Origin of the sequence: Burkholderia sp. WTPI3 (assembly GCF_021483755.1) — a bacterium.
In the GTDB taxonomy this organism is placed as follows: domain Bacteria; phylum Pseudomonadota; class Gammaproteobacteria; order Burkholderiales; family Burkholderiaceae; genus Burkholderia.
Genome location: NZ_JAGIXF010000011.1, coordinates 50406 through 71236, shown reverse-complemented (window position 1 = coordinate 71236; position 20831 = coordinate 50406). Strand labels below are relative to the sequence as shown.

Sequence of the window (20831 nt, the reverse complement as noted above, 5' to 3'; positions counted from 1 at the left end):
CCCGATAATGCGGCCGGACACGCATGCGCGTCACGCGCGCGGGGCGGCCGCGCGGCGTGCCATCCACTTCCGGTAGCGCCGCGTCTGGCACTGCGCGGCAAGCTGCTGCGACACCAGCGCGCGCAGCGGCGACACGTCCGGATGCGTGCGTCGCCCGACGCTCAACCGCGCGAGCTGGAACTTGACCACCGCCATGTTGGCCAGCGCGCCCAGCGCCTTGTTCTTCCAGCGGATCGGCTGCAGCACCGGCGCGCTGTCCTTGCCGGCCTGCCAGTCGCGCGGCAGGTTCGGCTCGATCGACAGCGCGGTCGCGATGCCGACCATCGCCACGCCGCTGTCGACAACCTTTTCGGCCACCGCGCGGCGGCGAATGCCGCCGGTGACCATCAGCGGCATGCGTGCGACGGCCGTGATGTCCCGCGCGAACTCGAGAAAATACGCTTCGCGGGCCAGCGTGCGCCCGTCGCGCGCCTCGCCCTGCATCGCCGGCACTTCGTAGCTCCCGCCCGACAGTTCGACGAGATCGACGCCGAGCGGATTCAGCAGTTCGACCACACGCCTGGCATCGTCCGCACTGAAACCGCCGCGCTGGAAATCGGCCGAATTCAGCTTCACCGCCACGGCGAACGCCGGCGACACCGTCGCACGCACCTCCCGCACGATGTCGAGCAGCAGCCGCGCGCGATGCTCGATGCTGCCGCCCCACGCGTCCTGCCGGCGGTTGGTCAGCGGCGACAGGAACTGGCTCAGCAGGTAGCCGTGCGCCGCGTGGATCTGCACGCCGGTGAAGCCGCTTTGCTCGGCGAGCTGCGCGGCGCGCACGAAGCGCCGCTGCACGTCGGCGATGTCGGCCTCCGTCATTTCCTTCGGCACCGGGAACTGCTTCGACAGCGCGCCCAGCGCGAGCGGCACGGCCGACGGCGCGAGCGTCGTCTGGCCGAGCGCCGCCTGCATCTGGCGCCCCGGATGGTTGATCTGCATCCACACCTGCGCGCCGCCGGAGCGCGACACCTGTGCCCATCGCCGGAAGCGGTCGAGGTGCGCGTCACTGTCGAGCACGACGCCGTTCGGGCCGGTCATCGCGCGACCGTCCACCATCACGTTGCCGGTCAGGATCAGGCCGACCCGGCCGTCGGCCCACGCCTGGTACAGGCGCAGCAACGCGTCCGACGGCGCGTGATCCGTATCGGCCATGTTCTCTTCCATCGCGGCCTTGGCGAGCCGGTTCGGAATCACCGCGCCATTGGGCAGTGTCAGGGGCGCAAACAGGTTCAAGGTGGATCTCCTCGATTGACGATGCCCAACCATAACTTTAAAGTCAGCTTCAAGGTCAAGCCTCTTTGGAGCCCAACATGAAAATCGGTGAACTGGCACGGGCCAGCGGCCTCGCGGCGTCGCGCATCCGCTTCTACGAAGCGAGCGGCCTGCTCGAACCGGCACGCCGGCAGGCGAATGGCTATCGGGAATACGGGTCGGATGCGCTGACGCGGCTCGCGATCATCGACCGCGCGCAACGCGCGGGCTTCGCGCTCGACGAGATCCGGGCGCTGCTGCCGCCCGATCTCGGCGCATGGCCGCACGACGAGCTGCTGCACGCGCTGCGGCACAAGGTCGATGAAATCGCGCTGCTCGAGCAGCGTCTCGCGCAGAACCGGCGCAACCTGCAGGCGCTGATCGACGAGATCGCGAACAAGCCGGCGGGCGAGGATTGCGCGGCCGCCGCACAGCGCATGCTCGACAAGCTGTGCAAGGAGGCGGCGGAGCCGGAGCCCGCGCCCGTGCCGGCATCGCCGCCACGGCTGCTACGAAAGCGCGCGTAAGTGCACCGGCACCGGCACCGGCAACCGCGATCTGTCCGCCGTGCTGTCGACGCATGATCGGGTGATGCGCAGAGTCGCACGCATGCCGCATCGGCAACGCATTGCCGGCATGCACGATAAAAAATCCGGACGATGGCGCTCGCGCGCCGACCTCGTCCGGATCGCGCGGGCACGTGCAGCGAAGCCGCCCACGCCCGCCGCCGACGCATCGACGGCCGGCGCGGTACAGCCCCCGCACCGCGCCGTTCGATGCAGCCGGTTACTGCAGCCAGATGCCGACGTACCCCGACGACGCATCCGCGCTGCCGCGCTCGACCAGCACGTAGCGCGTGAGCCCGTACGCGGTCTGATAGCGATACGCCGACAGCACGGTGCTGCCCGGCTGGCCGCCGAGCGACACGAGCGGCGTGCCCGTGAGCGCGCCCGTCACCTGCGCGGCGGGCACCGTGATCGTCTGCGACGCCGAGCCGCCGTTCGCGACGACGAAGGTCGCGCCGCCCTGCCCGTCGAACGACAGATAGTTGCCGGTCGTCGTCGCGGGGCTCGTGCCGCCCTGCAGGCAGTCCTCGTAGTAACGCGTGAACGACACGCCGACGAGATCGGACGCCTGCGTCACCGGAACCGCGTTCGCCGGCACCAGCACATCGGTCGACTTCAGGCTCGACGGGCCCGTGCCGCCCGACAGCGACTGGCACACCATCGCGGCGGCCGGCAGGTTGAAGTCGCTCGCGTTCGAGTCGAAGCCGTTGCCGGCCGCGATCTTCGCGCCCCACGTGTAGTTGCCGTCGACGCTCGTGAACGGCGACGACACCTGCGGGCTGCCGAACGACACCGTGCCGGCGATGCCGTTGCCCGACGCACCCGCATCGAGAATCGAGCCGGTCAGGCTGGTCGTCGATGCCAGCGGCTGCCGGTAGTTGAAGTCGAGATAGTTGACCGTCGTGTTCGCCGGCGCAACCGACGACGCGAGCGGCGTCTGCGTCGTCACGCTGCCGACCGTCGCCGCGCCGCCGTTGTCGGACGCGGTCGTCGAGAACTGCTGGTTGGTGGCGGTGTTCACGTACGTGACGGACGGGTTGTCGGCCGTCGGACGAATCAGCCCGAGATGGTCGAGCACCGCGTCGACGAGCTGGTGATTCGCCTGGAACGGCGTGGTCACCGGATCGATGCTCGACCAGTCGACCCCGTACGCGGACGGCGGGAACATCGTCTGCAGATCGGCGGTGACGTTCACGTAGTAGCCCTGGAGCGTCGCCGCGTCGAGCGTCTGCAGCGAATCGGTCAGCGTGCGCGTGATGCCGCTCTTCGCGATCGTGCCGAAGAAGATACCGGTCGTGATCGGCGTGAGGTTCATGTTCGACACGATGCCCGAACCGACGTACGGCGACACCAGCAGCCCGTCGGCCGTCTGCGCCTCGATCAGGAACGGCGACGCGCAATGGATGTTCTTCATCACGTACGTGCCGTCGGCCGCGCTGACGGCGGAGCCGCACTGGTTGCCGTTCGCCTCGTAGGCCGTGATGGTCACGTTGCCGAGCGGTGCGCCGGTCGCGACCGTGCCGCTCAACGACGTCGTCACGTTGCCGCTGTTGCTGCTGCCGTTGTTCGACGACGAAGCGCCGTCGCCACCGCCGCCGCATCCGGACAGCGCGCCGAGCACGGTCGCGCCGGCAAGCAGGCCAGCCAGGGTCTGTTGTTTCATATGGTCTCTCTCTTGTGGTTCGAAAGTCGCGAACGACGAATGGCCGCGCGGCGCCGCATCGGGTCGCGACACCGGCGCCGGGATGCGCTTCACGAACAACTGCGCGCGCGACGGCAGGCACTTGCCGTTCGCGCGATGGTCGTTCAGCGAGTCAGGCCGCGTGGATCCGACGGGCCGGCGCTGCCGGGCCGGTCGGGCAAGAATCGGAATGGCATGGAGACCCCGCGGCGTTGTTGTCGTATTGATCGGGATCGTAGGGCCGGCGCACGGGCCGGACAATCGCTCGACGGATCGGCGCGGGCCTCAACCGGTGAGCGAGGGGCACTCGCTTCACGGTTTATCGCCCGGGTGCCGACAACAGGTTCAGGGCGGAAAAACGGATCAGCTCGGCGTTGTTGTCGAGGCCGAGCTTGCGCTTGATGTTGGTGCGGTGCGCTTCGACCGTGTTCGCGCTGCGGCCGATCCGCTCGGCGATCTGCTGCTTCGTCAGCCCTTCGCCGATCATCCGCAGGATCTCGATCTCGCGCGGCGACAATGCGGCGAGCGGCGTCGTCGGTTTCGCCGCCTGACCGCGCGCGCGGCGCAGCAGGTTCTGCTGCACTGCCGGCGGGAAATACGGTACGCCGCGCAACACCGAGTCGATCGCGTCGAGGATCGTGCGGCTCACGTTCGCCTTGTTCACGTAGCCTAGCGCGCCGGCCAGCGCGGCCGGCTCCGCATACGCCACGTCCGAATGCATCGAGATGCACACGACGGCCGTGTCGGGGCAGCTCTGCGCGATTTCCTCGATGAGCCGCAGCGCGAGCGTGTCGCCGAGCATCAGGTCGACGACCGCGATGGCGGGCCGGTGCGCGCGCACGGCGTCGAGGCCGTCATGCGCGTTGCCGGCCTGCGCGACGACCCGGTAGCCGGGCACCGCATGCAGCAGTGTCGCGAGCCCTTCACGAACGATCGGGTGATCGTCGACGAGCACGATGGTCGGGTTCATGGTCAGTCCACTTCGACGGTCGTGCCGCCGGTTTCGTTGGTCAGGAAGCGTGCGTGCAGGCCGAGCAGCTGGGCGCGCGAGCGGATGCTGCGCAGCCCGAGACGCGACGCCGGCTGCGCGGCCGGATCGATGCCCGCCGCGAAGCCCGTGCCGTTGTCGCGAATCGCCAGCGCGACGCGGCCGTCGATGTCGCGCAACACGACGTCGATCCGCGTGGCGTGCCCGTGCCGCAGCGCATTCGACACCGACTCCTGCACGATCCGGTACAGGTGCAGCGACGTATCCGGCGACAGCAGCTCGGTATCGTACTCGACGCTCAGGAGGCAACCGTCGGCGACGAGCCGGTCGACGTCGCCGCACAGCTCGCGCAGCGCGGCCGCGAGATCGTGCGGCGAACCGTCGAACGGCGACAGCCCGCGCGACAGCGTGCGGATCGTCTGGATGCCATCCTCGACGATCGCCGAAATCCTGTCGATCACCTGCCGATGATCGTCCGCCGCGTCGCGGGGCGACTGCGCGAGCGTGCTCAGCATCAGCGACGCACCGGTCAGCTTCTGGCCGAGATCGTCGTGCAGCTCGCGACCAATCTGCTGGCGCTCGCGCTCGCCTTGCCGCGTAAGCTCGCGCTCGGCGTGCAACTGCGCATCGAGCAGCGTCGACACCTGGTGCCGCGTGCTCGCGAGCGATGCCGACTGCTGCGTGACGGTGTCGGCGAGCCGGCGCTGCGCGGCCAGCAGCAGATAGATGATGCAGGCCGCCGCGAGGCTGATCGCGCCGCCGAGCGCATAGCCGATCGCGCGGATATGGCGGCCGATCGCGTCCTGGAAGTGGTCGGCCGGCACCGCGATGTCGAGCACGAACTGCCGGCCGGCGACGGTGAAGGTCCGGCGTTCGGCCATCGTCGCCGCGCCGGCCAGCGCGTCGTTGTCGTACGCGAACAGCACGCGGCGCTGCACGTCGGCGAATTCGCCGGGCTTCGCGACCGTATGCAGCCGCAGCGACACGAACCGCCAGTCGTCGTCGGGCATGGCCTCGCGAATCAGCGAACGCACGTCGACGAAGATGCCCGCCGATCCCATCGCGCGCGACTCGCGCTCGGCGGGCGGCGGAACTTCGCCGCCGCGATACACCGTGAGGCGGATGCCGAGGCCGGGGCCGACGTGCCCGTCGAGCTGCGCGACACCGACGCCGGACGTATAGGGCTCCCCCATCCGGTTCGTGTCTTTTCCAACGTTCCAGCCAAAGTTCGCGGCAATGTCGCGCCCGACGTAGATCGCGTTGAAAGGCACGTTGTAGCGCAGCACCATCCGGTACGCGTGCGGCGTAGCAGCCGGAAACACCGTGAAATCGGCCTTGTGCAACCGCAAGCGCATCGCCTGCTCGTATGCCTGCGTATCCGCGGTCGCAATGTAGTCGCAGTAGTTGATCGTTTCGAGCGCGGGAAAACGCCGCGCCACGTGCAGCGACGCGACGTAATCGCGGAACTGCCGCTGCGTCGGTTCGCCGACGACCGACCACAGCCCGCGCACGCCGGACAGCACGTCCACGTAGCGCAGCAGTTGAACCTGGATCTTGTTGCTCGTGTCGGTGACGAATTCGCCGAACTTCAGGTCGGCCGCGGCCCGGGTGCGCGCGTCGAGCTCGACGACGACCAGATGCGTGACGCCGAGCAGCAGCGTCAGGACGATCGCGGCGATCGCGAGCGGATGGCGGGAAGCGCGCCGGATCATGGCGGATAGCGTGTTGGTTTCGGGCGAACGCCTGGAGCGGCCGCCGTGTTCGTTCGATTGCGTTCACGCGTATCGGCTGGCGCCGTCGGCATGCGGCTTCGTCGCCCGGTCGCGTGTGGTCTGGCCGCATTCTTACCGACGCGCGGCCGGCTGGCAAGCTGCGCCGTGCGCGCGGGATGGCGCGAGGCCCGGGGGGATTCGCTTACGTCGCAGGTAATCGACGCGCGCAGCAAGCGCGCCGATCATGGCTTGACCGATCAACCCGTCGGATCGACACCACGGAGCCCGCCATGACCGCCTACGCCATCGCCCACCTGCACGACGTCCGGATGTGCGACGACATCGTCGCATACCTCCAGCGCATCGACGGCACGCTCGCGCCGTTCGACGGCCATTTCGTCATTCACGGCGCGCGGCCGGAGGTGCGCGAAGGGGAATGGCGCGGCGACCTGATCGCGATCGCGTTCCCCGATCTCGACACGGCGCGCGCATGGTACGAATCGGAGGCGTACCGGCAGATTCAGCCGCTGCGTGCGCGACACGCGAGCGGCCCGTTGATCCTGATCGACGGCGTGGACGAGCGGCACAAGGCAACGGACATCCTGCGCTGAGCCACGCCGCATCGGGTGCTGCCGCGATTACGTCGCCTTGCGCTCCATCGGCTCGCCGACGACGAACCCGCCGCCCTGATACCGCTGCGTGGCGTCGTCGTACTCGGCGGTCGGGGCGGTTACCGGGAACAGCCCGGCGAACTGCTCGGAGCTGTCCTGCGGCCGGAAACCGAGGAAGCCGGCCTTCGTGTTGTCCCACCACTTCACCGGGTTGTCCGACACGCCGTAGACGATCGCGTGGCCGACGCGGTTCGTCAGCAGCGAGCAGCGCACGAGTTCGATGAAGTCGCGGTAGCTGAGGTACGTCACGAGCATGCGCGGGTTCTTCGGCACCTCGAACGACGAGCCGATCCGCAGGCATACCGTCTCGATGCCGAAGCGGTCGAAGTAGTACCGCGACAGCGACTCGCCGAAGCATTTCGTCACGCCGTACAGGCTGTCCGGACGCAGCGGCGAATCGGCGTCGAGCACTTCCGTGACCGGATGGAAACCGATTGCATGGTTCGAGCTCGCGAACACGACCCGCTTCACACCGTGCTTGCGCGCGGCTTCGTACAGGTTGTACGTGCCGGTGATGTTCGCATCGACGAGATCGTCGAACGGCGCGTCGATCGAAATGCCGCCGAGGTGGACGATCGCGTCGACGCCGGCGACCAGATCCATCACCGCCGGGCGGTCGGCCAGGTCGACGACCCGGGTTTCTTCGTGCGGGGCCGCGTCGTCCAGCGCCGCGATGTCGCTCACGCGCACGACGTCGGCCCAGTTCGCCAGCGCGCCGCGCACCTGGCGGCCGAGATTGCCGGCCGCGCCGGTCAGCAGCAGGCGCCCGAACGGCTTGCGCGCACCGGTGGATGAGGCGTTCATCGAATGTGTCTCCTTGAATCTGTCCTGGGGTGTACCGAAAATCGGAAAACGTTTTCCAACTATACGCGGCCAAAAAGCCGAACGTCAATGGTCGAACACGCTCCCGGCTATCCGCACTTTCCCGATATGGCCCGGCGGCCGGGCGCCGGCTTTTTCTGCCACAATCCGGGGCAAGCCAACGAAAACGTTACCCTTCCGATGAAAAAAGTTTCCCCGACGATCCGCGACGTGGCCGCGGAAGCCGGCGTGTCAGTCGCGACGGTGTCCAAGTACGTGAACGGCACGCAGCGCTTTTCGCCGAACGTCGAAGCGCGGCTCAAGGAAGCGATCGAGCGGCTAGGCTACCGTTCGAACCCGCTCGCGCGCTCGATGATTACCGGGCGCACCCGCACCATCGGCGTCGTGATCCTCGACATCAGCAACCCGTACTTCACGAACGTCGTCAAAGGCGCGAACCGCGTCGCGCTCCAGCACGACTACACGCTGCTGCTCGTCGACACCGAAGAGAGCCAGGCGCGCGAACGCTCGCTGATCGAGGCGCTCGCGCAGCGCGTCGACGGGCTGATCGTCAGCACGCGGATGCCCGACGAGGAAGCCGGCTGGATGCTCGATCTTCACAAGCCGCTCGTGCTGCTGCGGCGCAGCCCCGGCCTGCCGATTCCGAGCGTCGGCATCGACAACCGGCTCGCCACCTACATGCTCGCGCGCCACCTGCTCAATCTCGGCCACACGCGCATCGCGTACCTCGGCTTCGGGCAGGCCCGCCCGAACGACGAACGGATCCAGGGCGCGCGCGACTGTCTCGCCGAAGCGGGGCTCACGCTCGACGTGCACGACGCGCATGCGCCGACCGCCGAAGCCGGCGAGCGCGCGTGCTCGCGCGTGATGCTCGGGCCGCAGCGCCCGCAGGCCGTGATCTGCTACAACGACCTGATCGCGCTCGGCTTCATGAAGGAAGCCGCATCGCTCGGGTTCCGGCTGCCGCAGGACGTGTCGGTGGCCGGCATCGACAACGTGCCGTACGGCCAGTACGCCGCGCCCGCGCTGACCACCATCGACATCCAGAGCGAGAACATGGGCGAGCTCGCGATGCAGAAGCTGATCGACGCGCTCGCCGGCCGCACCGACGCGAGCTATTCGACGTTCGAGCCGCGGCTCATCGTGCGCGCATCGACGGCCGAGGCCGGTTGAAGCGCATCACGCTCGCATCGCACCGCGCCCTTGCTTCGCTTCAGAGCAAACGCGCCGCCCGCGAGGCGGCGCGTTCATTTGCCCGCCCGCCGCGATTACGCGTCGAGCTTCGCAGGCTTCATCTTCGGCGTGAGCACGTGCATGACGGCCAGCGCGAGCAGGTAGGCCAGCGCGCCGATCGCGAACAGCACCCAGTAGTGGCCCGTGCGTTGCAGCACCTGGCCGATCACTTCCGAGAACAGCACGCCGCCGATCGAACCGGCCATCCCGCCGATGCCGACCACCGACGCGACCGCGCGGCGCGGAAACAGGTCGGACGCGGTCGTGAACAGGTTCGCCGACCAGCCCTGGTGCGCGGCCGCGGCGAGGCCGACAATCAGCACCGCGATCCACAGGCTCTGCACCTGCGACACGAACGCGATCGGCAGCACGCAGCACGCGCAGATCAGCATCGCCGTCTTGCGCGCGCCGTTCACGCTCCAGCCCGCGCGCAGCAGCACCGACGACAGCCAGCCGCCGCCGATGCTGCCCACCGTCGTCAGCGCATAGATGCACACGAGCGGCAGGCCGATATGCTGCATGTCCATCCCGCGCGACTCGTTGAGCCACTTCGGCAGCCAGAACAGGTAGAACCACCACACCGGATCGGTCAGGAACTTGCCGATCAGGAACGCCCACGTCTCGCGCTTGCGGATCAGTTCGCTCCAGCGCGGCGCGCCGGCATCCGCGTTTGCCGCGTCGAGCGCTTCGGCTTCGTCGCGCGGCTCGTCGTATTCGGCGGCGAGCGCACGCGTGTCGGCCGGGCGGTACATCACCAGCCACACCGCGAGCCACACGATGCCGATCGCGCCGATGATCACGAACGCCGCGCGCCAGCCGTAGGCCACCGCGATCGCCGGGATGATCGCCGGCGCGAACACCGCGCCGATGTTCGCGCCCGAGTTGAAGATGCCGGTTGCCAGCGCGCGTTCGCGGCGCGGAAACCATTCGGCCGTCGTCTTGATCGCGGCCGGGAAGTTGCCGCCCTCGCCGATCCCGAGCAGCGCGCGCACCGCGGCGAAGCCCATCACCGAGCCGACCGCCGCGTGCAGCACCGCGGCAATACTCCACACCAGCATCGCGACCGCGTACGAGATGCGCGTACCGAGCCAGTCGACGATGCGGCCGAAGCCGAGCAGCCCGATCGCGTAGAACGCGGAAAACGCCATCACGATGCGGCCGTACTGCACCTGGCTCCAGCCGATGTCGTGCTGGAGCATCGGCGCGAGCAGGCCGAGGATCTGCCGATCCATGTAGTTGATGACGGTCGCGAAGAACAGCAGCGCGCAGACGGTCCAGCGGTAGCGGCTGGCCGCGGCGCGCACGGCGCCGACGACGGCAGATTGCATGAGTGTCTCCGATGCGCGGCCGCGCCCGTCGCGCCGCTGGATGATGCGTGTCCGTGACCGGCGACGGGCGCCGGGGCGGGCGGCGGTGTGCCACGTTCGTGGCACGGCCGGTCGCCTGTCGATGTCTGGAAAACGTTTTTCAAAGCATAGGACGGGCGCTGGTGGCATGTCAGTCGGGGATTTCGATGAGTCATCTCAAATCGGGCCGCGCAAAAAGAGACGACTGTTTCGCAGATTGGCATTAATCGTTTTTCCGCGATTTTCCTGCGCGGAAACGGGGTGCGAACGAGGCCATGACGCGGAAGCGCCAGCCGATACACATGTCCGATTCCAGCCAGAATCGGCGGCGCGGATGGTTTACAGTCGCCGCATGCGCCTCGATCCCGACATCTGCTACGACGCCCTGCTCTCGCGGAACCGCCGCTTCGACGGCTGGTTCTTCGTCGGCGTGTCGACGACGGGCGTGTATTGCCGCCCCGTTTGCCCGGTGAAGCCGCCGAAGGCGCAGAACTGCAGTTACTATCCGACCGCCGCGGCGGCCGAGAAGGCCGGCTTCCGGCCGTGCATGCGCTGCCGGCCCGAGCTCGCGCCCGGTCACGGGCTGCTCGACCTGTCCGGCAATCTCGCCGATGCGGCCGCCGCGCTGATCGAGGACGGTTTTCTGAACGAGCATGCGGTCGATGCGCTCGCGCGGCGGGTCGGCGTGACCGAGCGCCATCTGCGCCGGATCTTCGCCGCGCAGTTCGGCGTGTCGCCGGTCGAATTCGCGCAGACGCACCGGCTGCTGATGGCCAAGCGCCTTCCTGACCGACACCGTGCTGCCGGTGGCCGTCGTCGCCTCGACCGCCGGATTCGGCAGCGTGCGGCGCTTCAACGACTTGTTCCGGCAACGCTACGGCCTCAATCCGCTGCGCCTGCGCAAGGGCGCCAGCGCAGCGGCCGGCGGCGACATGACGTTCCTGCTGCCGTACCGGCCGCCGTTCGCGTGGGCCGAGCTGATGCAGCTTCGCGCAGCGGCAGATCGACGGCGTCGAGCGGATCGACGCGAACGGTTATGCGCGTCGTCGCGCTGCCGAATTGACATGGCGGCGGCGATGTCGCCGGCTGGTTGTCCGTGACGCACGTGCCGCAGCGGTTCGCGCTCGCCGTCACCGTATCGCCCGCGCTGACGCCCGTCGTGCCGGCCGTGCTCGCGCGCGTGCGGCGGCTGTTCGACCACAGCCGGCCCGACGTGATCGACGCGCACCTCGGCGAACTCGCACGGCTCGCCCGGCCTGCGCGTGCCCGGTGCATTCGACGGGCTCGAGATTGCGATCCGCGCGATCGCGGGCGAGCAGCTGGCACGCACGCCGCCGCTACTCGCGCGCGTTGCCGAACGCTTCGGCTCGCCGGTGGACCACGCGTCGCCCGGGCTTACGCATACCCTGCCCTGCGCCGCGACGCTCGCTTGCGCGCCGCCGACAGCCTTCGAAGCGATCGGCATCGCGCGCGATGCGGCGCGCGCTATCGTGTCGCTGGCACGCGCGGTCGCCGACGGCACGCTCGCGCTCGAACCGATGGCGCCGCTCGACGCGACGCTCGCCGCGTTGCGCGCGATGCCCGGTTTCGACGAACGCGCGGTGCAGTACGTCGCGATGCGCGCAATGGGCTGGCCGAACGCATTCCCCGCCGACGATACATGGCTTGCACAGCGCGCCGCCGATCGTCCGCGCATTGCATCATCTGCATCCAGCGCGCCGCATGCGGCGCGCTGGGCGCCATGGCGCGCGTATGCCGCACTGCATGTGTGGCGCCTTCATGGAGAAGCTTCGCGTTGACTCCCGCTCATCTGATTCCGAGCCCGCTGGGCGACATCGCCATCCGCATCGAGGACGATGCGCTGACGGGCCTTTTTTTCGTCGGCCAGAAATACTATCCGTCGCTCGCGATCGCGTCGGATGCGAATGCGGACGCACGCAACGCATCGCCGCTCGCACGCAAGATCGCAGAAGAAGTCGCCGAGTATTTCACCGGCACGCGCGAGACCTTCTCGGTGCCGATTCACCTGCGCGGCACCGCGTTTCAGCGCAGCGTGTGGAAGCAACTGCTCGCGATTCCGTTCGGGGAGCTCGTGTCGTACGGCGACATCACCGAACGCGTCGGGCTGCCGATGAGCGCCGCGCGCGCCGTCGGGGGCGCGGTCGGCCGCAATCCGGTGTCGATCATGGTGCCGTGCCATCGCGTGATCGGCGCGTCGGGCAGCCTGACCGGATATGCGGGCGGGATCGAACGGAAGCGAGCGTTGTTGTCGCTCGAAGGGGCGGGGTTTCAGCGCGGGGAGCGCCATGCGATGCAGCAGTCGCTTGCATTCTGATTGAACGCCGACGTCCGGCGCGCCCGGGGCGCGTCAGTCGGCCAGCACCGGCCGCCGTGCCTCGCGTTTCGCATACGCACCAGGCGTCATGCGGAACTTCGCCTGGAACAGCGCGATGAACGACGACGTCGAGTCGTAGCCGAGTAGCGCGGCCACCGTCCCAATCGGCTCGCCCGCGTCGAGCAGCGGCAACGCTGCCAGCAGCCGCACGGCCTGCCGCCATTCGGTAAACGACAGCCCGGTGTCCTGCCGGAACAGACGCGACAGCGTGCGCCGCGTCGCGCCGACCTGATGTCCCCATTCGTCGAGACTGCGCGTATCGCCCGGCGATGCATGCAATGCGCGTGCGATCTTCATCAGTCGCGCATCGCGAGGCAGCGGCACCGTCAGCGGCGCCGGCCGCATGCGTGCGATCCGGTCCGCGATCACGCACACCAGCGCACCGTCCGGCCCCGTCTCGTCGTAGTTCACCGGCAACTCGCCGGTGGCGATCACCAGCTCGCGCAGAAGCGGTGTCATGCAGAGAATCGTGCAGTCGTCGCGGGGATCGTCGCGCGCGATCGCTGCATCGAGATACAGGCTGTGGAACGCAACGCAATCGCGCGTCGTTACCGCATGAGGGACGTCCGGCGGAATCCACATCGCGTAGTGCGGCGGCAGCAGATGCTGACCAAACGGCGTCGACACCTCGAGCACGCCGCGCGTCGCATACATGAGCTGCGCCCACGGATGACTGTGCGCGCCAACACTCACGTTGCCGGGAATCTCGAACGCACGCACGAACAGCGGCCTCGGCAGGCGCGCCATCGGCGGCACCGCGTAAGGGTCGGCCGGTTGTCCCGCCAGCAACATAAGACGTCCTCCGAAGGTCATTGCACGAACGAGTGCGATGCTACCGTGACGGCTCCTCTTTCACACGGCTTCCGTTCATGAGCGCTCATACCCGCACCACCCGCAAGACCATCACCGCGATCCGTTCGACCAAAGGCATCGGCAGCCTCGTATCGCTGACCGCCTACTCCGCGCCGATGGCGCAGCTGGTCGACGAGGTGGCCGACATGATCATCGTCGGCGACTCCGTCGGCATGGTGCTGTACGGGATGCCCGATACGCTGCGCGTCACGCTCGACATGATGATTGCACACGGTGCGGCCGTCGTTCGTGGCGCCGCGCACGCGTGCGTCGTCGTCGACCTGCCGTTCTCGACGTATCAGGAATCGCCCGCGCAGGCGTATCGCTCCGCCGCGCGCCTGATCGCCGAAACCGGTGCGCAGGCCGTGAAGCTCGAAGGTGGCAGCGAGATGGCCGACACGATCCGCTTCCTCACCGATCGCGGCATTCCAGTGATGGCGCATGTCGGCCTCATGCCGCAGCAAGCGAACGCGACCGGCGGCTTCCGCGCGCAGGGGATGGATCCGCGTTCGGCTGCGCAGGTGTTCGATGCCGCGTGTGCCGCCGAGCGGGCCGGCGCGTTCGGCGTCGTCATCGAGGGCACCGCCGAAGCGCTCGCGCGGCACGTAACGGAAACGCTGTCGATTCCGACGATCGGCATCGGCGCGTCGCCGGCTTGCGACGGGCAGGTGCTCGTGACCGAGGACATGGTCGGCGCGTTCGATGCGTACACGCCGCGCTTCGTGAAGCGTTACGCCGACGCGAATGCGGTGATGCGCGATGCGATCCGCCAGTACGCGCAGGACGTACGGCAATCCGCGTTTCCCGAGCCCGCACATTGCTTCGGGTATGGCAAGCCGCTGCAACTGACGGACGCCGCGTGAGAACGGATTCGAGGCAATTACACGCGCTTGCGCATCGCATGCGCGACCCGTGCGTTCGCCTCGAACTTCGCGCGATGCGTCGAGAAGAACGTCCGCACGTTGCGCACGTTCGATGCGCCGGTGAACAGCCGCCGCGCGAATTCGTCGTATTCGGCGACGTCGGCCAGATCGGCCACCACCACGAAATCCGGCCCCGGCGATACGCGATAGCACTGCGTGACCGCCGGCTCCGCGCAGACGTAGGCTTCGAACGCGTCGTAGTCTTCGGCCGTCTGCCGGTCGAGGCTGATCTCGATCAATGCCGTGACCGCCGTGCCGATCGCGACCGGATCGAGCACCGCGACCTGCCGGCGGATCACGCCCGCTTCCGTCAGCCGCCGCACGCGGCGCATGCAGGTCGGCGGCGACGACAAGGCGCGCTCGGCCAGCTCCAGGTTCGATACCGACGCGTCGTCCTGCAGGATCGCGAGAATGCGCAGGTCGAGATCGTCGAGCGTGATGCCGGCCATCGGCGGCTCCTTCCCGTCAAGACGTGAAATTTAATTTCAACATGATAACTGATCGCCTGTTCGTTTCATTTATAGATGTATTTTGAAATTTAATTCCATTAGCCCGCCTCTACCATCGCTGTCACAGGTCCAGACAGGACATTTACGGAGCGCGATATGTGTGGAATTGTCGGAGCGGTTGCCCAGCGGGACATCCTGCCGAACCTCGTCGACGGGCTGAAGCGGCTCGAATACCGCGGCTACGACTCGTGCGGCGTCGTGGTCTACCGCGACCGCGCGTTGGCCCGCGCGCGCAGCGTCGAGCGCGTCGCCAACCTGCAGCGCGAGATCGCCGCGCATGCGCTGTCCGGGTACACCGGCATCGCGCATACGCGCTGGGCGACGCACGGCGCGCCCGTCACGCTCAACGCGCATCCGCACTTCTCGCCGAGCGACGACAACGCACGCATCGCGCTGTCGCACAACGGGATCATCGAGAACTGCGATCAACTGCGCGCGGAGCTTCAGGCGCACGGCTACGTGTTCGCGAGCCAGACCGACAGCGAAGCGATCGCGCACCTGATCGACCATCTGTACGACGGCGACCTGTTCGACGCGGTGCGCCGCGCCGTCGCGCGACTGCACGGCAGCTACGCGATCGCGGTGATGTGCCGCGACGAGCCGCACCGGATCGTCGGTGCGCGCGACGGAATGCCGCTCGTCGTCGGTGTCGGCGACGGCGAGAATTTCCTGGCGTCGGATGCCATCGCGTTGTCGGGCATCACCGATCGCATCGCTTATCTCGAGAACGGCGATGTCGCCGATATTCAGCTCCATCGCTACTGGATCGTCGATGCGGCCGGCCAGCGTGTCGAACGTGCGGTGCAGCGCGTGGCCGCGCATAGCGGTGCGGCCGACCTCGGGTCGTATCGCTATTACATGCAGAAGGAAATCTTCGAGCAGCCGCAGGCGGTGGCCGATACGTTGCTCGATGTCGGGTCGATCATGCCGGAGCTGTTCGGCGACGGTGCGTGGCGCGTGTTCAACGATGCCGATTCGGTGTTGCTGCTCGCGTGCGGCGGCAGTTATCACGCGGCGCTGACCGCCAAGTACTGGATCGAGCGCATCGCGAAGCTGCCCGCGAGCGTGGAGATTGCGAGCGAGTTTCGGTATCGCGACAGCGTGCCGAATCCGCGCACGCTCGTCGTCGCGGTGTCGCAAAGCGGCGAGACGGCCGACGTGCTCGGGGCCGTGCATGTCGCGAAGCGCAACGGGATGATGCATACGCTCGCGATCTGCAACGTCGCGACGAGCGCGCTGATGCGCGAATGCGCGCTGCAGTTCGTCACGCGGGCGGGGATCGAGATCGGGGTGGCGTCGACGAAGGCTTTTACGACGCAGCTCGTCGCATTGTTCTTGCTGACCTTGTCGCTGGCGCAGGTGCGCGGGCGGTTGAGCGACGACGAGGAGAAGGCGCATCTGCGTGCGCTGCGGCATCTGCCCGATGCGATGTCGAAGGTGCTCGCGCTGGAGCCGCAGATCATGGGCTGGTCGGAACTGCTCGCGCGGCGCGACAACATGCTGTTTCTCGGACGCGGGATGCATTATCCGATCGCGCTGGAAGGCGCGCTGAAGATGAAGGAGATTTCGTACATCCACGCGGAGGCTTATCCCGCGGGGGAATTGAAGCATGGGCCGCTGGCGTTGGTCAGTAACGAGATGCCGGTGATTGCGGTGGCGCCGAACGATGCGCTTCTGGAAAAGCTTCGATCGAACATGCATGAGGTCAGCGCGCGCAATGGCAGGCTTTTCGTGTTCGCGGATGTGGACTGCGGGCTGGTGCCGAGCGACGGAATCGAGGTGATTCGGCTCAACGAATACTACGGGCCGCTGTCGCCGATTCTGCATACGGTGCCGATGCAATTGCTGGCTTATCACGCGGCGCTGGCAAGGGGGACGGATATTGACAAGCCCAGGAATCTGGCGAAGTCGGTGACGGTGGAGTAAAGGACATTCGGCGGGGGCCGCGATGTAGCAGGAGGTATCCGGAATTTAGTGTGTGAGGCGGGTTGAGATTCAGACTCCAATGTTGAATCGTTCCGGGTAAAGCAGCGCAAACTGGGTCATCGCGCTCTTCCAATCGTGCCGGGAACCGGTCCACTTGGCCACGACGTTGCGCAGCGCCAGCCAGATCAGTTTGAGCGCGGCCTCGTCCGACGGGAAGTGGCCGCGCGCCTTGATGATCTTCCGAAGCTGCATGTGCAGCGACTCGATCGCGTTGGTCGTGTATACAATTTTCCGGATGTCAGGTGCGAAGGCGTAGAACGGAATCACCTGATCCCAGGCCCGGCGCCAGAGGGCGGCAATCGGGGGGTATTTCGTACCCCACGGGCTCGCGTCGAACGCATCCAGCGCCACGGTGGCCGCTTCGGCCGACGGTGCCCGATAGACCTCCTTGAGCGCCGCTGCAACCGATTTCCTGTCTTTCCAGCTGGCGAAGTCCAGCGAGTTCCGGATCAGATGCACGATGCAGGTCTGGACCGTCGTTTCCGGGAACACCGTGTTGATCGCTTCCGGGAAGCCCTTCAAGCCATCGACCACGGCGATCAGGATGTCCTGCACGCCGCGCAGCTTCAGGTCGTTCACCACCCGCAGCCAGAACTTGGCCCCCTCGGTCTGCTCGATCCAAAGGCCCAGCACGTCACGCGTGCCGTCGCGGCGCACGCCCAGCGCCAGGTAGATCGCCTTGTTGCGCACAACGCCTTCGTCGCGGATCTTGACGCGCAAGGCGTCGAAGAACACGACCGGATACATCGGCTCGAGCGGCCGCTGCTGCCACTCACGCACTTCGTCGATCACCGCGTCAGTGACGGTGCTGATGAAGTCCGGCGACACTTCGATGCCGTACATCTCCTGCAGGAAGCCCTGAATCTCCCGCACGCTCATGCCGCGGGCGTACATCGCGATGATCTTGTCGTCGAAGCCGGTAAAGCGCCGTTCGCCCTTGGCGATCAGCACCGGATCGAAGGTGCCTTCGCGGTCGCGCGGAATCTCGACGTCGAGCAGGTCGTCATCGGTCGCGATGCGCTTGCGGCTGGTGCCGTTGCGATGGTTCGTGCTGCCGGCCGGCTTGGCTTCGCCCTTCTCGTAGCCGAGGTGGTGGGCCAACTCGCCGCCCAGTGCGCGCTCGAAGATCGCCTTCTTGAGCGCCGCGAGCTGCTCGTTGATCGTCGCCCGGTCCAGCGTTCCGGGCACCAGTTGCTTGATCAGTTCCGGGTCCAGGTTCAAGCCCTTGCCCGGTTCTATCGTCACTTCTTCCTTGCGTTTGCGTGGCATAAAAGTGGCTCCTTGGCCGTCAGTTTATGCATCACACACAAAAGACCGGATAGGCTCATGTAGCAACTTCGAATAGTTTCACTTAAAGCCATTCGTGAAGTTTCACTTACCCGCATAGTCTCGATGCCCGTCTTGCCGAGGTTGCGTATCTTCTGCAACTTGACGACAGTTCTTTCCGCGGACATCTGCTGTATTCGAAGGACCTCGCTGACTTCGCCCGCAGCTTCGACGCAGCGAAATACATGTCACGGAGCGAATGTGGTCGATGTCGAGGCAATGTTCCTGTTACGGCACTGCCTCTCATCGCACAACAAGACGCTGCGATTCCACAAAGCTGGCGCTCGCGTGCACACGAACCGAGTCAAACGCGCGCGTAATCGGTGGACAGCGATTACGCCTGCCGGAGACTGTATCGGTTGCTTCTTCCTGCCGGTCGACCAGGTATTTTTCCGAGAAGTCGAAAGCGAGTAAACCGAGGCAAATACCGGGCAGAGGGGAATGTCATCCAACGCCCGGACTGCAACCATCTCAGGCGCGGGCCGGCATGCTCGCAACTTGAGTCGTTCCTTCGGCTACGCCAGCATCGGCAGAGCCTGCGGGGCCCTTCTGCACACGTGCTTTTCGGGCAGCAGGCGCCTTTGCGGCCGCACTCCCTTTCGGAGCAACTTTTCGAGCCGCCGCTTTCCTGGTAACGGTCTTCTTCGTTGCCGCCACCTTCTTCGCGGCAGTTTTCTTAGCCGCTGGCTTGACCGGCTTTGCCTTCGGCGCGGTAGCCACTTCACCCGCACCGGCAATCAAAAACTTCGACCGGTCTTTCACACTCGCGAGCCAAGCCGGCGCACGGCCGCGACCGCTCCATGTAGCACCCGACTTGGGGTCACGATAAAGCGCCGGTTGCGGGGCCTTCACCTGGTTTCCCGCCTTCACCGCTTTTGCCGGCGCTTTAGCAACTGCCGCGGCGCTCGACGAAGGTCCGTCAACGAGGAACCTGGAGCGGTCCTTTGCGTTCGCAATCCAGGCCGGTGCACGACCGCGCCCCGTCCAGGTCGCCCCGGTCTTTGGGTCTGCGTATTTCGCGGTAGAGCCGCTCTTCCTTGCCGTGGCTTCCGCTTGAGATTTGCGACCACGACGTTTGCCGACAAACGCCTCGATTTCGGCAACCGATACGCCGTACTTCTCCATAAGGTCATGAATCTTCCCGAGCACTGCAGTTGATTTCGCTGCCACAAGTTCTTCCGCCTGCGCCTGAAGCTTCTGGATTTTTGCCTGGATGGATTGAAGCGTTGCCATTATTTTCCCTTCACTAGAACGATGACCGCACTATGCTACACCGGAAGCCACAAGAGCGAGGCACGCATCGGAACTCATTTCTTTCGTCCTGGAACCGGGTTGCCACGACTACTTGTTTGAGCCGACGCATAGTTCGCGGGCACGAGTGTTCACTGATTCGGGCCCGTCGGTAACGACAGGGAAATCATGCCGTAAACGCCTGAATCAGCTCCACCACTCAGGGGAAAGGAAACGGTTTCCTTTCTGCAAGGCATCTGTCTAGGAATCCATACAGGAATAAATCCATCAAGCGAGCATCCCGTCTCGTGAGATCACTCGCCCATCCGCCAGCAACTACTTCGACAACCGCAACCTCTTAGACAACACAACACCACTCGACGGACTCACCAGCGAGATGGCACGGAGATCCATATGCAACGTGGAAATTCTGGTCGTGATGTCCGTCGGCTCATCAATACTCGGATCGGCATGCTCGCTTTGTTCAGTCAGATAAGGCCGAACCAGGCGCCCGGAAAAAACGAATGCGAAGTCGCCATGCGCTTGAGCATACAAAGCAGGCGAAAGCCGCATGCGGCTACGAACCGAGGTCTTCTGACCTTGCCCGGAATCGATTTCGATGATGTCGACCTGCTGGATATACCCTTTCGCCTTCGCTTCGGGTGCAATCACAAGCCCTCGCCCGCGTGGCCCCGTCGTGACCTTTCTGAGCAGGATGCCCTTCCGGTCGTCGCGCTCTGCATCGAACAGGTCGACGTCCAGCGTCAACAGGTGCCGCCGTGTCGAGTACCTCAGCCCGTACCGCACCGGCACCACGAACGTCACGTCACGATCCAGATCGACGGCCGCCAGGTCAGGATTCGGGCCATGCCGGTCGGCAACGCTGGAGACCAAGCCGCGAACCCGGTCGCTCAACGACGGCTGGACGGTGCTGACGTGCAGCTTCTTCAGCGCGTCCCGAATGGCAACCGGGTCGTCGCCGACGATCGGTCGTGCGGATGCTGTGCCGTGATTGACAGCGTGCGCGACGCGCGTCGTGCCGGCGACAGCCTCGGCATGCGCCGCGACCGGCGCCAGCATCATCGTCAGCGCGACGACGCACACGAAGTTCGAACGACCCAACCTGGATTTCCGGTGAAACACGACGAACTCCTGATTCTCTTGCAGATCGGTCAACGACGAGCACTATAGGCGGGACTGATCGGCAACGCACCTGCTGCCTGAAATTCACCGCCAGCCGGCGCCCTCGTTGCAGGTTCATTATCGGCCTGCGGCAGGTCAATGATCACACCAATCCG

Annotated in this window: 17 protein-coding genes and 1 pseudogene; 7 read left to right on the top strand and 11 right to left on the bottom strand. The window is 66.3% G+C overall.

The annotated features are described in order from the left end of the window. Window positions 1-30 precede the first annotated feature (30 nt). Window positions 31-1275, bottom strand: coding sequence for an NADH:flavin oxidoreductase/NADH oxidase family protein (locus tag J7024_RS08590; RefSeq protein ID WP_124830338.1), 1245 nt, complete (start codon window positions 1273-1275; stop codon window positions 31-33). A 77-nt stretch (window positions 1276-1352) separates the two neighbouring features. Between J7024_RS08590 and J7024_RS08585 the strand changes: the two genes are divergently transcribed. Continuing rightward, window positions 1353-1820 (top strand): MerR family transcriptional regulator, encoded by a 468-nt coding sequence (locus tag J7024_RS08585; protein WP_124830337.1) that lies wholly within the window; start codon window positions 1353-1355, stop codon window positions 1818-1820. Between the two features lie 259 nt (window positions 1821-2079). Here the strand turns inward: J7024_RS08585 and J7024_RS08580 are convergent, their stop codons facing one another. The 3 genes from J7024_RS08580 to J7024_RS08570 form a co-directional block, all read right to left on the bottom strand. Next, on the bottom strand, window positions 2080-3522 hold the full coding sequence (locus J7024_RS08580; protein ID WP_124830336.1) for a hypothetical protein: 1443 nt from the start codon (window positions 3520-3522) through the stop codon (window positions 2080-2082). 337 nt (window positions 3523-3859) lie between these two features. Then, entirely contained in the window at window positions 3860-4510 is a 651-nt protein-coding gene (locus tag J7024_RS08575) for a response regulator (protein WP_124830335.1), read from the bottom strand. Window positions 4511-4512: 2 nt separating this feature from the next. Then, the gene (locus tag J7024_RS08570) at window positions 4513-6240 is read right to left on the bottom strand and encodes a sensor histidine kinase (RefSeq protein WP_124830334.1); all 1728 of its coding nucleotides are present in this window, start codon (window positions 6238-6240) and stop codon (window positions 4513-4515) included. A 290-nt stretch (window positions 6241-6530) separates the two neighbouring features. Here J7024_RS08570 and J7024_RS08565 point away from each other — a divergent pair, with 290 nt between their 5' ends. Then, complete coding sequence (locus tag J7024_RS08565) at window positions 6531-6851, top strand: DUF1330 domain-containing protein (protein WP_124830333.1); 321 nt, start codon at window positions 6531-6533, stop codon at window positions 6849-6851. Between the two features lie 27 nt (window positions 6852-6878). Here J7024_RS08565 and J7024_RS08560 read toward each other — a convergent pair whose 3' ends face one another. Then, complete coding sequence (locus tag J7024_RS08560) at window positions 6879-7715, bottom strand: NAD-dependent epimerase/dehydratase family protein (protein ID WP_124830332.1); 837 nt, start codon at window positions 7713-7715, stop codon at window positions 6879-6881. A gap of 87 nt (window positions 7716-7802) precedes the next feature. Between J7024_RS08560 and J7024_RS08555 the strand changes: the two genes are divergently transcribed. After that, complete coding sequence (locus J7024_RS08555) at window positions 7803-8906, top strand: LacI family DNA-binding transcriptional regulator (RefSeq protein ID WP_124830331.1); 1104 nt, start codon at window positions 7803-7805, stop codon at window positions 8904-8906. Between the two features lie 95 nt (window positions 8907-9001). On the opposite strand, the gene J7024_RS08550 is transcribed toward J7024_RS08555, so the two are convergent. Further along, window positions 9002-10294 carry an MFS transporter gene (locus J7024_RS08550; RefSeq protein WP_124830330.1) on the bottom strand — a complete coding sequence of 431 codons (1293 nt, stop codon included), beginning with the start codon at window positions 10292-10294 and terminating at the stop codon, window positions 9002-9004. Window positions 10295-10646: 352 nt separating this feature from the next. On the opposite strand from J7024_RS08550, the pseudogene J7024_RS08545 reads away from it, so the two are divergent. Beyond that, window positions 10647-12111, top strand: a pseudogene (locus tag J7024_RS08545) (Ada metal-binding domain-containing protein). Next, window positions 12108-12647, top strand: a complete 540-nt coding sequence (locus J7024_RS08540) for a methylated-DNA--[protein]-cysteine S-methyltransferase (RefSeq protein ID WP_124830328.1) — start codon at window positions 12108-12110, stop codon at window positions 12645-12647. Before J7024_RS08545 ends, J7024_RS08540 begins: the two are co-directional and overlap by 4 nt. A 33-nt stretch (window positions 12648-12680) precedes the next feature. Here the strand turns inward: J7024_RS08540 and J7024_RS08535 are convergent, their stop codons facing one another. Beyond that, window positions 12681-13499, bottom strand: a complete 819-nt coding sequence (locus J7024_RS08535; RefSeq protein ID WP_124830327.1) for an AraC family transcriptional regulator — start codon at window positions 13497-13499, stop codon at window positions 12681-12683. Between the two features lie 77 nt (window positions 13500-13576). Between J7024_RS08535 and panB the strand changes: the two genes are divergently transcribed. Beyond that, complete coding sequence (gene panB, locus J7024_RS08530; protein WP_124830326.1) at window positions 13577-14422, top strand: 3-methyl-2-oxobutanoate hydroxymethyltransferase; 846 nt, start codon at window positions 13577-13579, stop codon at window positions 14420-14422. A gap of 17 nt (window positions 14423-14439) precedes the next feature. Here panB and J7024_RS08525 read toward each other — a convergent pair whose 3' ends face one another. Then, window positions 14440-14931: an Lrp/AsnC family transcriptional regulator gene (locus J7024_RS08525; protein ID WP_175751957.1), complete on the bottom strand. Its 492-nt coding sequence runs from the start codon at window positions 14929-14931 to the stop codon at window positions 14440-14442. Between the two features lie 156 nt (window positions 14932-15087). Here J7024_RS08525 and glmS point away from each other — a divergent pair, with 156 nt between their 5' ends. Next, window positions 15088-16917 (top strand): glutamine--fructose-6-phosphate transaminase (isomerizing), encoded by a 1830-nt coding sequence (glmS, locus tag J7024_RS08520; RefSeq protein ID WP_124830324.1) that lies wholly within the window; start codon window positions 15088-15090, stop codon window positions 16915-16917. 69 nt (window positions 16918-16986) lie between these two features. On the opposite strand, the gene J7024_RS08515 is transcribed toward glmS, so the two are convergent. The 3 genes from J7024_RS08515 to J7024_RS08505 all read right to left on the bottom strand — a co-directional run bounded on the left by J7024_RS08515 (window position 16987) and on the right by J7024_RS08505 (window position 20676). Beyond that, a complete protein-coding gene (locus J7024_RS08515) occupies window positions 16987-18246 on the bottom strand; it encodes an IS256 family transposase (protein ID WP_175762639.1) in 1260 nt (419 codons plus the stop codon). A gap of 528 nt (window positions 18247-18774) precedes the next feature. After that, window positions 18775-19536, bottom strand: coding sequence for an H-NS family nucleoid-associated regulatory protein (locus tag J7024_RS08510; protein ID WP_124830951.1), 762 nt, complete (start codon window positions 19534-19536; stop codon window positions 18775-18777). A 333-nt stretch (window positions 19537-19869) separates the two neighbouring features. Beyond that, window positions 19870-20676 (bottom strand): hypothetical protein, encoded by an 807-nt coding sequence (locus J7024_RS08505; protein ID WP_175762541.1) that lies wholly within the window; start codon window positions 20674-20676, stop codon window positions 19870-19872. Between the last annotated feature and the right edge of the window lie 155 nt (window positions 20677-20831).

Bases quoted from the DNA above. Each gene is read 5' to 3' on its own strand.
- panB (WP_124830326.1), top strand. From the start codon at position 13,577: ATGAGCGCTCATACCCGCACCACCCGCAAGACCATCACCGCGATCCGT.
- J7024_RS08510 (WP_124830951.1), bottom strand. From the start codon at position 19,536: ATGGCAACGCTTCAATCCATCCAGGCAAAAATCCAGAAGCTTCAGGCG.
- J7024_RS08575 (WP_124830335.1), bottom strand. From the start codon at position 4,510: ATGAACCCGACCATCGTGCTCGTCGACGATCACCCGATCGTTCGTGAA.
- J7024_RS08535 (WP_124830327.1), bottom strand. From the start codon at position 13,499: ATGTTGCTGGCGGGACAACCGGCCGACCCTTACGCGGTGCCGCCGATG.
- J7024_RS08555 (WP_124830331.1), top strand. From the start codon at position 7,803: ATGGTCGAACACGCTCCCGGCTATCCGCACTTTCCCGATATGGCCCGG.
- glmS (WP_124830324.1), top strand. From the start codon at position 15,088: ATGTGTGGAATTGTCGGAGCGGTTGCCCAGCGGGACATCCTGCCGAAC.
- J7024_RS08580 (WP_124830336.1), bottom strand. From the start codon at position 3,522: ATGAAACAACAGACCCTGGCTGGCCTGCTTGCCGGCGCGACCGTGCTC.
- J7024_RS08560 (WP_124830332.1), bottom strand. From the start codon at position 7,715: ATGAACGCCTCATCCACCGGTGCGCGCAAGCCGTTCGGGCGCCTGCTG.
- J7024_RS08570 (WP_124830334.1), bottom strand. From the start codon at position 6,240: ATGATCCGGCGCGCTTCCCGCCATCCGCTCGCGATCGCCGCGATCGTC.
- J7024_RS08550 (WP_124830330.1), bottom strand. From the start codon at position 10,294: ATGCAATCTGCCGTCGTCGGCGCCGTGCGCGCCGCGGCCAGCCGCTAC.
- J7024_RS08565 (WP_124830333.1), top strand. From the start codon at position 6,531: ATGACCGCCTACGCCATCGCCCACCTGCACGACGTCCGGATGTGCGAC.
- J7024_RS08515 (WP_175762639.1), bottom strand. From the start codon at position 18,246: ATGCCACGCAAACGCAAGGAAGAAGTGACGATAGAACCGGGCAAGGGC.
- J7024_RS08585 (WP_124830337.1), top strand. From the start codon at position 1,353: ATGAAAATCGGTGAACTGGCACGGGCCAGCGGCCTCGCGGCGTCGCGC.
- J7024_RS08525 (WP_175751957.1), bottom strand. From the start codon at position 14,931: ATGGCCGGCATCACGCTCGACGATCTCGACCTGCGCATTCTCGCGATC.